Raw genomic sequence first — 14634 nt, 5'->3', positions numbered from 1 at the left:
TAATCGCGTTTTATTTTGCGTGCATTAAATGATTTAAAAACAATCGAAAAAATTCACTCAGTGAAGCAACGTTTAACTGCGAATATATACGTTTGCGATGGTTTTTAACTGTACCTAGGGCAATCCCAAGCTGAGCAGCAATATCTGCGGAGTCGCAACCTTGCACAATTAAACAAGCCACTTGATGCTCTCGTTGAGTAAGTTGTAGGTTAGCAAATGATGTGAGGGCATTTTCTATAAGCTGCCCAGTAACTGAATTATTAAATTGATTTAATAGTAATTTTTGGCTACCCCAATGTTGGCTACACAGTGCTTTTATTAAATTAAAATGTGCTATTAATTGCTGCTTTTGCAACGCAATAAAGCGTTGGTTATTGGATAATAAACCAAGGTAAATAACAATCGAGCGACCGTTACCTATATTAGTACAAATACTGAGCTCATCAGTCCAGCCAGTGTGAGTATAAAACTGCTTTTGATATGCCTTAAAGGTCAGTTCATCTTGATAACGAGCTATATCAGCGAGCCGAAATACTCCTTCCTCAGCTTTACTAACCAGTTCAGTATAAAAAGGGTCGTTTACAAACGAGTTAGTAAGGTAGCGCTGAAATAAAAGTTCACGCTGTTTCTCGATAGAATCGAATAAATAAATGGGATGCTTATTTACTCTGCAAGCCAATACAACCGCACAATCAAACTCAACAATAAGGGCAATGTAATTAACCAGCTTTTGCGCAAAACTGGTCCCCTTTATAGCTTGTACACATTGCGCTAACGCATCTTGCTGAGTTAATTGCTGCTGCGAGTCCGACTGCATTATGATGCCATTTTACACTGAGTATTACTGATACAAGTTTGCTTGCTTAATACTGGCAAAATCATTAAAACGCACGCCGTGTTGGCGCATCACTTCAAGGATTTTTTTACTGATCATTTGTCGTAAATAAAACGGCTGATTCGGCACAAAATGATGAATAGTATGAGTATGCCCAAAGTTAAAGCAAAATAAATTAAATGGCATAAACAAACGGCTGGTGATGACGTGAGTTTGTTCAAGCATATTATTAACACCGCCGTAATAATGCATACTTGAAGTAACAAAATTAAGTGAGCTCGAACGCACAATATTAGGCACAATCAGCACCACCATTAGAAATTCAAACACATTCATTACATCAAGCAGCAATACAGGTGAATTAGCAGCCAGTGGAGTGAACAAATTAACTAAGTGAAACACAATTACGCTATATAAAATGGCGAAATACGCAGTGGTAATTGGAAAACCTGCATTAAACACTTTAAAGAAGCTAAACCCATTAATTTCTTTACTAAAACGTTTTGCATTAATTAATAAACCGAGTAATCCATCAACAATTACCAAAGCACGTAAAAACGGATTTTTAATACCATTACCTACCAAACGTTCTTCTAAGTCTTGCTCAGTACCCGACGTTTTATGATGATGTAAATGCATCTTGCGACGGTACCATGGGCTTATGGTATTAGGACGCATCAGCCACACGGTTAACATCATAAAATTATGCAAAAATGGTTGGTTGCTAAAATACTGTTTGTGGATTAAGTCATGCTCAAGCTCATGGGAAATTGAGGTAGCAATCGCCGCTAAAATAATGCATAGCCAAGCGGGAATAATAGCAAAATAATACAGCGTGCCAATTCCGATTAATGCACTCAAAGAAAGTAATAAAATAGTCATTCCTAAGGTATTTTGATGCATTAATAGCGGGTGTTTTTTACGCAGTAATGCTTCTTCAGCCTTAATCGCTTTTACAATGGCTTGAATATTCTGTTTTGCGGTTAGTTGAGTCATGGTGTTTTATTCGCAACAAGAGGTTGAGGTATATAATACCCGAGTCAAAACACATTGCATAACTTGTCACACCCGTATCAATGAAAAATACGATTAAAGTAGGCACGTGTTTACTATATAACCATAGTTCTGGATAAGAAACCTACCTCAAGCAGATCTTAAGGTTAGGTAAACCAAAACGTTTACTGAGCAAGTTTAGATCAAAACCTACTGCTTATAAAAGTAGCAATGTTGGACACATTTTTTGTAATTAAAATCCGTAAACTCAAATCTTAGGCATAAAAAAACCCCTGCTAAATCTAGCAGGGGTTATAAAAAGTGGTACCAGCGGCCGGACTTGAACCGGCACGCCTTGCGGCAGGGGATTTTGAATCCCCCATGTATACCAATTTCATCACGCTGGCATCATTTTTCTTTAACCTTCTAAACACGAGAAGATAAAGAAAAACCACTTAAGAGTGAAAGATTATGTACCCTCTTCCATCTCATTGCCTAGCATTATACAAACAATGAGCAAAGCGGCAAGCGTTTTATGTATTAAGCGTGATCGACCGCTTAACATTTAGGCAACCATTAACATTTGAGCCAATATCGAGTTAAGCACGTAGCGTAATAGGTAGTATTTAATGGCTTATTTGCTAAACTATCGCGCACATTAACAGTGAGAGTATATTTATGTCGGCTGAGTTTCCACGAGCAGGGTTTTGGCGTCGTTTTGCGTCATTGGTGTACGACACATTAGCTATTATCGCTTTTGCGATGCTAGCGGTGGTATTGTATTTATTTGCTATCCAAGGACTTATTTCCCTTGATGTTATTGCCCTCAATGGCGCTGAAGATGTATCTGCACGAATTCAGGATTCACTATTACTTTCTGGTATTCGCAGCTCGCTGCTGGTGCTTGTTGGCTTGGTCTTTTTTGGCTATTTTTGGACAAAAAGCGGGCAAACAATTGGTATGCGCGCATGGCGCTTAAAAGTGCAAACCAGCCAAGGAAGTTTAATTAGCTGGCCACAAGCTATTATCCGCAGTATCAGCGCATTACTTGGTTTAGGGAATTTAATGGTATTAGTCGACTTTAAAAATAAAAAAGCACTGCAAGATTACTTATCAAAAACCGAAGTAGTTACGCTCACCAAAGAAGAAAATAAACGCGTGTATCGCGAACTATGATATCAATCCGCAATAATACTTAATTAAGCTAATTGGTATAACCTCAAGCTAAAGCATAAAAAACGCGGCACTTTTAAAAAAGGCCGCGTTTTTTAATAAAGCTACAAATTAAATTAAACCCGCTTATTCATCAAATAAGCTGCAAACCCAGTAAATAAAATGCTCGGCAGAACGGCGCCTACAATGGCTGGAATTTGATATACCATTACCACTGGGCCAAATATCTCATTGGTTAAGTGGAACACTATCCCCGTTACCACTCCCATAATAATTCGTGCCCCCATAGTTACAGTTCGTAGCGGACCAAATATAAACGATAAGGCAACCAACAACATCACAGCAATAGACACGGGCTGCATTAACTTACGCCATAACGCTAAATCATAGGTACTGGTGTCTTGTTCATTTTGCTGTAAATAAGCTAAATATGACCACAATCCGGAAAACGACAAAGACTCTGGTTTTACTGAAACCACGCCAAGTTTTTCCCCAGTAAGCTGCGACGGATAAAACTCTTCATTAACTTGCTCCGTGGTAATAAGCTCTTCACTGATCAATACTTTATTCACATCGCGCAGTAACCAGCCATTATCACGCCCTACCGCTTCTTTTGCTTTAGTAATTTGTGTAAGTAGTAACGACTTATCAAAGTGGTACATATTTACGCCGCGGAGCATGCCGTTTTGGTCAACGTCTTCAATATTAATAAAGTTACTGCCATCTTTAGCCCACACGCCTTTTTGCGCATTAAATACATCCCCACCATGAATAGCTTGGTTACGCATTTCCTTAGCGTGCAATTGAGCTGCGGGCGCCCCCCACTCACCTAATGCCATTACGCACAGCGCCATAAAAATTGCGGTTTTCATTACCGAGCCAATAATTTGTAAACGCGACATACCCGCTGCTTGCATCACTACCAGCTCACTATTAGAGGCCAAAGCACCTAGCCCTGTTAAGCCACCGATAAGTGCTGCCATTGGAAAAAACACCACTAAATCGCCAGGCATACTATAAATGGTATATAGCAAGGCGGTCATAATATCGTAACTACCACGGCCAACCGATTTAAGCTGCTCTATAAATTTTATTAAAGTACTGATCCCCACCAATACCATTAGTGCAAATCCAGTCGTTTGCATAATGCTACGGCCTAAATACCAATCAAGCGTTTTCATCATATGTGTTGCTCCCGTTTAGTCACGACAGCTTTTAACCAAACACCTAATGGGCGGCCTTTAATAATTAATAAACTACCTATAAATAATGCACTTAGGTGAATCCACCATAGGCCAATAGAGGGCGGAATTTTCCCATCTTCTACCGCAAATTTAGCCGCATTGAGTAAAATGAAATACCCTAAATATAAGCTCAAAGCAGGCACTAATTTAGCAAATTTACCTTGACGCGGATTAACAACGCTAAGGGGTACTGCTAGTAAAGTTAATAATGGAATAGATAACGGAATAGCTAAACGCCATTGCCACTGTGCAATTGCTTCGGGAGTATTAATTGACATAAGTTCACGAGTTGGCACAGCTTCTAACTTACGCCGCTGATGTTCTATTTCTTGTTCGCGAATCTGTACGCTGTAGCCATCAAACTCAGTTAAGTTAAGAGAAGGCGCTTCACCGTCAGTTTCGTAGCGTTTACCGTCAGTAAGTACTAACTGCTGCTCACCATTTTGTGCTTCAATTACAACGCCTTGCTCAGCATATACTAAACGCGCTAAATCGCCTTTTTCACTATCTGGCAACTGTGCAACAAATACTTTATTAAGTTCTTTGCCGCCATTTTCAATATTATGAATAAATACCACGGCTTTTTCATTACCGGTTTGTTGAAAACGCCCAGCTCTAAGCGCCGATAATCCAGCATCCGCCTTTGCTTGCTCTTTTAATTGATATTCTTGCTCGCTAGCCCAAGGTGCAACATACAAGGTAAGTACCGCGGCGAGTAACGCTAAGATGACACTAGAAATAAGCGTAATACGCACCACATACCACTCACTCACGCCACAAGCTTTAAGTACTGTCATTTCACTGTCAGCGTAAATACGGCTATAAGCTAAAATAATTCCTAAAAATAAGCTCAGAGGCAAAATTAGTGATGCTAACTGTGGCAACTTAAGCGCAATCATGGCAAACACAAGCTTTGCTGGGATGCTCCCCTCTGAGGCATCACCAAGAATAACAACAAACTTTTGCGACAAAAATATGGTCATTAAAGTTAAAAATACGGCGACCTGCGATTTTAAAACCTCAGTGGTCAAATAACGGAAAATTAGCAACATTCGCCCCTGTTAAACATGGAATTTCAATATAATAATAAAAAACGATGAGTGAACTAGTTAATTCACCCATTTTAAATGAGTATTAAGCACATATTATAAGCCATCAATATTAATTATCCTACCTAACATCACGATATAATGTTGCATTAGTAACCCTTAAGCATATAAAGTTCAAATACACAGTAAGAGTCGAGTAAAATCTACTAATATTAGCGCTAGACCTAAAAATTTAGGTAAAAAGACTAGAAAACACATTTTTAGTCCCAATTTAGCTTCTATAGATGACTCAAAATCAGGAGTGACAATGGAATTCAACGTAAAAAGTGGTAGCCCAGAAAAACAACGCAGTGCGTGTATCGTTGTGGGTGTATATGAACCACGCAGGTTATCCCCCATTGGTGAACAACTTGATAAAATCAGCGATGGTTATATCTCAAATTTATTACGTCGTGGCGACTTAGAAGGTAAGCCAGGGCAAGTATTACTATTACACCATGTACCTAATATTTTAAGCGAACGTATTCTACTCGTTGGCTGCGGTAAAGAACGCGAACTAGACGATAAACAATATAAACAAATTATTTCAAAAACTATCAACACCTTAAATGAAACAGGCTCGATGGAAGCAGTGTGCTTTTTAACTGAGCAACACGTTAAAGGCCGTGATACCTATTGGAAAGTGCGTCAAGCGGTAGAAACAACCCAAGACTGTTTATACACCTTCAATCAGCTAAAAAGTAAGAAAGTAGACCCTCGTCGTCCACTGCGTAAAATGGTATTTAACGTTCCTACGCGCCGCGAACTGACTATAGGTGAAAGTGCCATTGAGCATGGCCTAGCGATTGCTGCTGGCAGCAAGTTGTGCAAAGACGTTGCCAATATGCCGCCTAATATTTGCAATCCAGCGTACCTTGGCGAGCAAGCCAAAGAACTGGAAGCTAATTTTGACAACATCACTGTTGAGCTAATTGGCGAAGATAAAATGGCCGAACTAGGAATGAACTCATACCTAGCAGTTGGTCGTGGTAGTGATAACGAATCAGTTATGTCAGTAATTAACTACAAAGGCGCAGGCGATGACCAAGCGCCTATCGTATTAGTTGGTAAAGGCTTAACCTTTGACTCAGGCGGTATTTCATTAAAACCAGGCGAAAGCATGGATGAAATGAAATACGACATGGGGGGCGCAGCTGGTGTTATTGGTGCTATGCGCTCGCTTGCACAAATGCAGCTACCTATAAACGTAATTGGTGTTTTAGCCGGCTGTGAAAACATGCCAAGCTCAAACGCCTATCGCCCAGGTGATATTTTAACCACTATGTCTGGACAAACGGTTGAAGTACTTAATACTGATGCCGAAGGCCGTTTAGTGTTATGTGACGCGCTAACCTATGTTGAGCGTTTTGAACCTGAAACCGTGATTGATGTGGCTACATTAACCGGTGCGTGTATTGTTGCTTTAGGTGCCCACGCTACGGGTTTATTAGCAAACCATAATCCACTGGCGCATGATTTATTAAAAGCGTCGGAGCAAAGTGGCGATCGTGCATGGCAACTGCCATTATGGGATGATTATCAAGATCAACTAGAAAGCCCGTTTGCCGACTTTACTAACTTAGGTGGCCGAGCTGCAGGCACTATTACCGCGGCCTGTTTCTTATCTAAATTTACTAAAAAGTATAATTGGGCTCATTTAGATATTGCCGGTACGGCATGGCGCAGCGGCGCTAAAAAAGGCGCAACAGGTCGTCCTGTTCCTATGCTGACTCAGTATTTATTAAACCGAGCTGGTATTAGCGAAGCAACTCACGACTAACAAACCAACACAGGGCTTCACAGCTCAATGTAGAGTAATAAATAAGGCGCTTTTAAAGCGCCTTATTTATTGGGTATTAATTGAAGCAACCCCCGTTATATGGCAAAATCCCCTTCTTAATTTGTGTGTATTTAATAACAGCACAATCAATGTCATGGGAAATCCCGATACAATGAACATGAATGCCCAGTTTTTCATTTTAAAGCAACAAGATGAGTCATTAGCTAAAGCCGATGATCACTTTACTTTAGCAGCTCAAATAGCTGGGCAACAGTATCGGCTTGGTCAACGCGTATTTATTTTTGTAGATAGCGAAGAAACCGCCAACAGCATTGACGAAACTATTTGGACATTTGATGCCGACAGTTTTGTACCTCACAATTTACAAGGCGAAGGCCCAAAAGGCGGCGCACCTGTAGAAATAGGCACAACACCACCCGTTGGTAATCGTAAAGTATTAATTAACTTGGCCAATCACTTACCGGATTTTATTCGTCGGTTTAACCAAGTTTTTGATTTTGTACCCGTAGAGTCCGTAGCCAAACAAGCCGCTCGTGAGCGCTTTAAAAAACTACGCCAACTCGGTGCCAATATCACCACGCAAGATATTAATCGCTAACGCTCACTGCGTACAAAGCTAACTAACTCATTTAAGTACTTATTTAAGGTTCTGTGTAATGGATAAAACCTACAATCCGCAAGATATTGAACAGTCTCTCTATCAAGACTGGGAACAAAAAGGCTACTTTAAGCCATCTGGCCAAGGCACCCCATATTCAATTATGATCCCGCCGCCAAATGTCACGGGTAGCTTACACATGGGCCACGCTTTCCAAGATACCATCATGGATACCTTAACGCGCTTTAAACGTATGCAAGGTAACAATACGTTGTGGCAAGTAGGTACTGACCACGCAGGTATTGCCACACAAATGCTAGTAGAGCGTAAGCTTGCGGCAGAAGAAGGTAAAACACGCCATGATTTGGGCCGTGATGCATTCATCGAAAAAATTTGGGAATGGAAAAACGAGTCTGGTGGCACAATCACTAAACAACTTCGCCGCCTAGGTGCTTCTGTTGATTGGGACCGTGAACGTTTTACTATGGACGATGGCCTATCAGAAGCTGTTAAAGAAGTATTTGTACGCCTTCATAAAGAAAACCTAATTTACCGTGGTAAACGCCTAGTAAACTGGGATCCAAAATTACACACGGCGATTTCTGATCTTGAAGTTGAAAATAAAGACAAACAAGGCCACATGTGGAACTTACGCTACCCACTGGCTGATGGTGTAAAAACACAAGACGGTAAAGACTACATTGTTGTAGCCACTACGCGCCCAGAAACAATGCTGGGTGACTCTGGTGTGGCCGTAAACCCAGATGACGAGCGCTACCAAGACCTAATCGGTAAAGAGATTTTACTACCGATTGTTAATCGTCGTATTAAAATTGTTGCCGATGAACATGCCGATAAAGACAAAGGCACGGGTTGTGTAAAAATCACGCCAGCGCACGACTTTAACGATAACGAAGTAGGTAAACGTCATCAACTGCCGATGATTAATATCTTCGATAAAGACGCGGCTATTTTAACTAAAGGTGAAACCTACACCTTTGATGGTAAAGAACTTGAATTTGACGCGCCAATTCCTGAGCGCTTACATGGCCTTGACCGTTTTGACGCACGTAAAGCGATTGTGGCTGAATTTGAAGAGCTAGGCCTACTTGAAAAAATTGAAGACCATGGCCTAACTGTTCCTTACGGTGATCGCTCTGGTGTGGTTATTGAACCACTACTTACTGACCAATGGTATGTACGTGTTGCACCACTTGCTGAACCTGCAAAAGACGCAGTTAAAAACGGCGACATTCAGTTTGTACCTAAGCAATACGAAAACATGTACTTTTCGTGGATGAACGACGTACAAGATTGGTGTATTTCACGCCAGCTTTGGTGGGGTCACCGTATTCCAGCTTGGTACGATAGCGAAGGCAACGTATACGTTGGTCGTGATGAAGCGGAAGTACGCCGCGACAACAATATTGCAGATAGCGTAGCGCTTAGCCAAGATGAAGACGTTCTTGATACTTGGTTCTCATCTGCACTGTGGACCTTCTCAACCCAAGGTTGGCCAGAAAATACTGATGACTTAAAAACTTTCCACCCGTCTGACGTGTTGGTAACCGGTTTTGATATTATTTTCTTCTGGGTTGCACGTATGATCATGATGACGCTGCACTTTATAAAAGATGAAAATGGCAAACCACAAGTTCCATTTAAAACCGTGTATGTAACTGGCTTAATACGTGACGATAACGGCGATAAAATGTCGAAGTCAAAAGGTAACGTACTTGACCCACTTGATATGATTGACGGCATTGGCCTTGAAGACTTAGTACAAAAACGTACTGGTAATATGATGCAGCCTAAACTTGCCGCTAAAATTGAAAAAGATACCCGCAAAGTATTTACAAACGGTATTGAAGCACATGGTACCGACGCACTGCGCTTTACCTTAGCAGCCATGGCTTCAACTGGTCGTGATATAAACTGGGATATGAACCGCCTTGAAGGCTACCGTAACTTCTGTAACAAGTTATGGAACGCAAGCCGTTACGTATTAATGAACACAGAAGAGCAAGACTGTGGTTTTAACGAGAGCGAAAAGCAGTACTCGTTAGCTGATCGCTGGATTTTAGGCCAATATGAAGCCACGGTTAAAACCTACACTGAGCACCTTGATAACTACCGTTTTGATTTAGCGGCGAACACATTATATGAATTCACCTGGAATCAGTTCTGTGATTGGTACTTAGAACTAACTAAGCCGGTACTATTTAAAGGCAATGAAGCTCAGCAACGTGGTACACGTCATACACTTATTACCGTACTTGAAAGCTTACTGCGTTTAATGCACCCAATGATGCCTTATATTACAGAAACAATTTGGCAACGTGTAGCACCACTTGCAGGGCTTGAAACAACAGGCACTAGCATTATGGTTCAAGGGTTTCCTGTTTATAACCAAGCCAATGTTGATTCACAAGCGATGGATGACTTAGAGTGGGTTAAGCAATTCATTTTAGCGATTCGTAATATTCGTGGTGAAATGGATATCAGCCCGAGCAAGCCGTTATCAGTGCTACTAGCCAATGCATCGAGCGACGATGTGCGCCGTATTAACGAAAATGAATCGTTTTTAGCGTCACTCGCTAAGCTTGAAGCATTTACTCTGCTTGAAAACAAAGACGATGCCCCTGCGTGTGCAACCTCTTATGTTGGCAACCTTGAGATTATGATCCCAATGGCGGGCTTAATTGATGTGGAAGCTGAGCTTGCACGTATTAACAAGCAACTTGAAAAAGCAGAGAAAGGCCTAGCGCAAGTGCAAAACAAACTGGCTAACGAAAAGTTTGTTAACAACGCACCTGAAGCGGTACTTGCTAAAGAAAATGCTAAGCTAGCTGAATTTACCGATGCTAAAACTAAGCTACTAGAGCAAAAAGTTAAAATAGAAAGCTTATAATTAAACCGTTACGGATGGCTTATGCTATTCGTAAACAGTTAATTTATAAGTATAAAAAAAGCCGCTTACTTCATTTGAAGTAAGCGGCTTTTTTGTGTCTAGACTCTAGGCTCTAGGCTCTAGGCTCTAGGCTCTAGGCAGAATTAGAACGTGTAGTTATACTGAGCACCAATAAGTACGGCGTGACCTTTTGATTCAAAAGACCATTGCTGAGGTAGCGTTTCGCTTTCTACTTTTTCAGTGAACTTTTGCGTTTTACCACGTAATACACTCACACCCAAATCAACATTTGAGTTTTGATCAATCGCGTAGTTACCACCAAACGAGAACCAAAAACGGTCTGTATCTGGAATAGAAATTGATAAATGCTGTTGTGACACTGGCGACTCATCAAACGCAAAGCCGGCACGTAGCATTAAGTTTTCGCTGTACTGGTAATCAGCACCGATTGAGTAGCGCATTGCATCAGAAAAGTCTTCTGTTTTTTCGAAGGCACTGAACTTATCGCCTGTAGGCGCAGTAACTTGCGCTTCTAATGAGTCAAAGCTGCTCCAACCTGTCCATAATACGCTGTAGTGAACGCCTAGTTTCTCGTCTAACTGATGAGAGCCTGAGAACTCAGCAATTGCTGGTAATGTAATTTCAACAGAGCCCGGTAATTCAAGCTGTCCGTTTAATCCACCAGGAATAAATGAAGGTAGTTCATTCGAGTATTCACCTTCAAAAGTAATATCTGTTTCTGTGCGGTAATTAAAACCAAAGCGGCTATTTTCATCTAGCTGATACATTAAGCCAACGTTTAAGCCGTAACCCATATCATCACCTTCAAGGTTAACCGCATCAGCACTTGCAGGAATAGAAGCAATAGCAGGGTTTACAGGAGGTACGAAACCAAACTTACGGATAATCTTCGCTTCTGCATAAATTGCATTCAAACCAATACCAAAGCTAAAATGCTCTGATACTTTATAAGCAACACTTGCGTTCATGTTTACAGTAACAATTTCAGTTTCACCGGCAATTTGGCCAGCTGCGTAATCATCGTTAAACTCAGTGGCAAGGCCAAAGTTAGAAAAAGCTCCAAACCCAACCGATACTTTATCGTTTACTGGCATAGTGAAATAGCCCGCAGGAATAATCGCGCTTGGTGCAATGCTGTCATCATTTAATACGCTGTTATCTAAACCATAGGCATTACCTGTGCCTGTTAGGCTCACATCAGGAATAACAGCAATAGCTGCAACGCTAAGTTGCTTCTCTTTAAACAACGTCATTAACGCTGGGTTACGTGCTACTACAGACGCATCATCTGCTACAGACGCTTCACCTGCGTATGCACGACCTAAACCAGATACATTTTGCTCAGCAAGCTGAAAAGCCGCTGCAAAGGTATCTGCTGAAACAAATGCCAGCGATGCAGCAATAAGAGTTTTAGTAAATTTCATTGTTGTGTCCTTAGCCAAACTTACTGTTTGGATAGCTATGTGTGTTGTTATTAGAGTTTCAAACCCGCGTACACTACCTTAATTTTTTATAAAAAACCCTACTAAAACGTTAAAAAAGGCCAAAAAACACGTTTTTTAACGACAATTTAACAACTATTTAAAACTCATCGGAGCAGAAGTGTGGTATTAGAGCATATACTCTAATGATATTAATTCTCATTTACATTGACTTGAAATACTTTGCAATTTACACTGCCAATAAAATCACCAAGGGAGAAAACAGTGATCATTTTACTTATTGTTACAGCGCTTACTTTTTGTGGCTTAAGTGTTTATTTCTTTTATAAAGCAAATTATTGCGCGTGTACGCAGGCAGGTAAATGTGACAACCCAGTTAATCTCTATTGGTTAGCAGCCATTAGCATGGCAATTATTTCTTTGGTTTTTTGCTGCTTAGCGCTGCATGTAGAATTAGGCACATTACTGTGGATAACGTTAATGGGTAATTGCTTTTTAGGTGGGTATATTTCTGCTAAAACAAACAGAAAAAGGCGATGCAAAAATACTAAAGCAGTAAATGCTCTTTTAAAAGTCGAGGTAAGTTAATTTTATAATCAGCGGGGGATCTCTCAAGTAACATAGCGCTAAATTCTCAAAAAGGTGTTTGGCTTAGCAGCAGAGAAGCGATGAAGCACCTTAAAATATCAGGCTGTGAGCTAATGCAACTCCTTAGCTAGATGTAAAAATGTGCTAGTTAGAGTATTAGATTAACACTTTTAAAAATTAATGGTGCTTTTAAGTCAACGTTTTTAACTTGGTCACACTCAGGTCACCATTTACTTGGATGTTAGTATTTACTATCAATAAAAGCTAACGGATCAAATCGCACTCTCGGCAGGGATCGAACCTGCAACTTAGCCTTCGTAAAAACCTATACCCTGATAATCGATTATAGGAATAAAATATGTCTAACCTTTAAATTATTAATTACAGGTATACCCTAAATATTTAATACTTATGAGTCCCTTTTATTTGCATCACCGCTTTAAGAAAAACTATAGTCAGCTAATATTTAAAAGAGAAAAAAGCTTTCCAGTTGTCGTAAGCAATTTTAACTTTTACAAAATAAGATACATTTTTTAAAAAGCTAAACTACACACTTTAAGCAAACACCTTAACCAGCTCTCTTATTTACCCAATTCAGATGTGGATTAAGAAACTTAAAGCTATAAGAATAATGCCCGAAAAAAACCAAACTCCACAGTATTTCACCCAGTAATTACTATTAAGATAAGTGACATTAGGATTGTTAGAGTCAATTAAAATTGTACAATCAATCCCATTTTTAAACTGGGCTATAAGCTGCTGATCAAAAGCAACAAAAACACTATAAAAATTACCTTTAAATTTATAGCTGACTAATATCCTCTTGTAGTGCAAAAGCTCTAAATTGCGCACGTTATTATCAATTACATTGTTAATGTTTACAATTTCACAAACTCGCCAATGGTGCTTATCATAACGAATCCTGAGCCATCTTATAAATGTTAGTAAGCCCAACATAACGAAACAAAGCCCTAATAATAAAAGTAATAAGCTACTCATTTTTTAATGACTTATAAATATAATGTGCAGTTATAAGATCACTTAACGCTGTGCCAACAGACTTAAATACTGTTATATCGGATTCACATTTTCTCTCATAGTTATTTTTTTTAGCTAGCTCCGCAAGCTCGCCGGATATATTAGCTTCATCAAAAACTCCCTCAGAAATAGGAATCAACAATTCACCAGCTTCAGCAAGAACATTCTCCTTGCTATCTACATATACCTTACTTTGTGCGATAGTAATACTGTCACATTCGCGCGAGTCGCAGCGATGATTACCAATCAAATCAACATGCGTACCAGGCTTTAACCAACCACCTTTAAATAATGGCGTTGGTGAACCTGTTGCGCAGCTGATCACATCGGCACTTTTAATAACTTTTTCACAACTTTGTCCGATAACAAACTCAATATCAGTAAATGCACGCTGTAAGCTATTGTGTAAAACAGCAACTTTATCTTGATTACGCCCAATTAACGTTACACATTTAAAATCGCGCACACTCAAGTGTGCTCGAACCATATACTCAGCTAAATTGCCGCTGCCAAAAAACACTAAATGCTGGCTATCTTTTCGCGATAAATAGTAGCTTGCCAAAGCAGATACTACAGCTGTGCGCCAAAGTGTTACACTTGTACCATCAACCAGAGCAAGAGGTTCACCATGAGCGCGAGAGAACAGCATTATTTTTGAATAAAGTGACGCATACTCACTATCAGTATTACTTGGAAAGTAGGTAAATGCCTTTACTCCAATAACCTGTTCATTCCATGCTGGTAATACGGCAAATGCGTCATGGTTTGTGTCTGTTTTATCTAACTCATACACATGACGCTTGGGCATAGTAAACTGCTGAGCAAACCCTTTTTGTAAAGCAATGCGAAGCGAGTCAAAATCTAGGACAGCATCAATTTGCGTTTGATCTATTACTTTCATC

The 14634-nt window shown here is 40.1% G+C and carries 11 protein-coding genes and 1 tRNA gene; 5 read left to right on the top strand and 7 right to left on the bottom strand.

What is annotated here, in order from left to right; all coding sequences use genetic code 11:
- Nucleotides 1-10 precede the first annotated feature (10 nt).
- From MTN97_RS07930 to MTN97_RS07920, 3 genes are all read right to left on the bottom strand, one after another.
- Complete coding sequence (locus tag MTN97_RS07930; RefSeq protein WP_248474103.1) at nt 11-817, bottom strand: LuxR C-terminal-related transcriptional regulator; 807 nt, start codon at nt 815-817, stop codon at nt 11-13.
- Nucleotides 818-841: 24 nt separating this feature from the next.
- Complete coding sequence (locus MTN97_RS07925; RefSeq protein WP_214552087.1) at nt 842-1831, bottom strand: fatty acid desaturase; 990 nt, start codon at nt 1829-1831, stop codon at nt 842-844.
- Nucleotides 1832-2150: 319 nt separating this feature from the next.
- Nucleotides 2151-2235, bottom strand: a tRNA-Leu gene (locus MTN97_RS07920).
- Nucleotides 2236-2506: 271 nt separating this feature from the next.
- Here MTN97_RS07920 and MTN97_RS07915 point away from each other — a divergent pair.
- Nucleotides 2507-3004, top strand: coding sequence for an RDD family protein (locus tag MTN97_RS07915; protein ID WP_036979992.1), 498 nt, complete (start codon nt 2507-2509; stop codon nt 3002-3004).
- Between the two features lie 113 nt (nt 3005-3117).
- Here the strand turns inward: MTN97_RS07915 and lptG are convergent, their stop codons facing one another.
- Nucleotides 3118-4185 (bottom strand): LPS export ABC transporter permease LptG, encoded by a 1068-nt coding sequence (gene lptG / locus MTN97_RS07910; protein WP_214552088.1) that lies wholly within the window; start codon nt 4183-4185, stop codon nt 3118-3120.
- A complete protein-coding gene (gene lptF / locus MTN97_RS07905; RefSeq protein WP_036983304.1) occupies nt 4182-5294 on the bottom strand; it encodes an LPS export ABC transporter permease LptF in 1113 nt (370 codons plus the stop codon). The genes lptG and lptF overlap by 4 nt, the downstream gene beginning before the upstream one ends.
- 307 nt (nt 5295-5601) lie before the next feature.
- On the opposite strand from lptF, the gene pepA reads away from it, so the two are divergent.
- The 3 genes from pepA (at nt 5602) to MTN97_RS07890 (ending at nt 10643) form a co-directional block, all read left to right on the top strand.
- Complete coding sequence (gene pepA, locus MTN97_RS07900; RefSeq protein WP_036979996.1) at nt 5602-7113, top strand: leucyl aminopeptidase; 1512 nt, start codon at nt 5602-5604, stop codon at nt 7111-7113.
- Nucleotides 7114-7285: 172 nt separating this feature from the next.
- Nucleotides 7286-7732, top strand: a complete 447-nt coding sequence (locus tag MTN97_RS07895; protein WP_036979998.1) for a DNA polymerase III subunit chi — start codon at nt 7286-7288, stop codon at nt 7730-7732.
- Between the two features lie 58 nt (nt 7733-7790).
- Nucleotides 7791-10643, top strand: a complete 2853-nt coding sequence (locus tag MTN97_RS07890; protein ID WP_248474102.1) for a valine--tRNA ligase — start codon at nt 7791-7793, stop codon at nt 10641-10643.
- A 143-nt stretch (nt 10644-10786) separates the two neighbouring features.
- Here the strand turns inward: MTN97_RS07890 and MTN97_RS07885 are convergent, their stop codons facing one another.
- Nucleotides 10787-12088, bottom strand: coding sequence for an outer membrane protein transport protein (locus MTN97_RS07885; RefSeq protein ID WP_248474101.1), 1302 nt, complete (start codon nt 12086-12088; stop codon nt 10787-10789).
- Nucleotides 12089-12370: 282 nt separating this feature from the next.
- Here MTN97_RS07885 and MTN97_RS07880 point away from each other — a divergent pair, with 282 nt between their 5' ends.
- Complete coding sequence (locus MTN97_RS07880) at nt 12371-12694, top strand: hypothetical protein (protein ID WP_036980007.1); 324 nt, start codon at nt 12371-12373, stop codon at nt 12692-12694.
- A 991-nt stretch (nt 12695-13685) separates the two neighbouring features.
- On the opposite strand, the gene MTN97_RS07875 is transcribed toward MTN97_RS07880, so the two are convergent.
- Complete coding sequence (locus tag MTN97_RS07875; RefSeq protein WP_248474100.1) at nt 13686-14633, bottom strand: ornithine cyclodeaminase family protein; 948 nt, start codon at nt 14631-14633, stop codon at nt 13686-13688.
- Between the last annotated feature and the right edge of the window lies 1 nt (nt 14634).

The sequence above is a fragment of the Pseudoalteromonas sp. 2CM36K genome, from assembly GCF_023161865.1.
Taxonomy (GTDB): Bacteria; Pseudomonadota; Gammaproteobacteria; order Enterobacterales; family Alteromonadaceae; genus Pseudoalteromonas; species Pseudoalteromonas tetraodonis.
The sequence above is the reverse complement of the archived record's forward strand: the minus strand, read 5'-3'. Positions and strand labels throughout refer to the sequence as shown.

Coding starts and splice junctions, on each gene's coding strand:
- MTN97_RS07930 (WP_248474103.1), bottom strand. CDS start 817: ATGCAGTCGGACTCGCAGCAGCAATTAACTCAGCAAGATGCGTTAGCG.
- MTN97_RS07925 (WP_214552087.1), bottom strand. CDS start 1,831: ATGACTCAACTAACCGCAAAACAGAATATTCAAGCCATTGTAAAAGCG.
- MTN97_RS07915 (WP_036979992.1), top strand. CDS start 2,507: ATGTCGGCTGAGTTTCCACGAGCAGGGTTTTGGCGTCGTTTTGCGTCA.
- lptG (WP_214552088.1), bottom strand. CDS start 4,185: ATGATGAAAACGCTTGATTGGTATTTAGGCCGTAGCATTATGCAAACG.
- pepA (WP_036979996.1), top strand. CDS start 5,602: ATGGAATTCAACGTAAAAAGTGGTAGCCCAGAAAAACAACGCAGTGCG.
- MTN97_RS07895 (WP_036979998.1), top strand. CDS start 7,286: ATGAACATGAATGCCCAGTTTTTCATTTTAAAGCAACAAGATGAGTCA.
- MTN97_RS07890 (WP_248474102.1), top strand. CDS start 7,791: ATGGATAAAACCTACAATCCGCAAGATATTGAACAGTCTCTCTATCAA.
- MTN97_RS07885 (WP_248474101.1), bottom strand. CDS start 12,088: ATGAAATTTACTAAAACTCTTATTGCTGCATCGCTGGCATTTGTTTCA.
- MTN97_RS07875 (WP_248474100.1), bottom strand. CDS start 14,633: ATGAAAGTAATAGATCAAACGCAAATTGATGCTGTCCTAGATTTTGAC.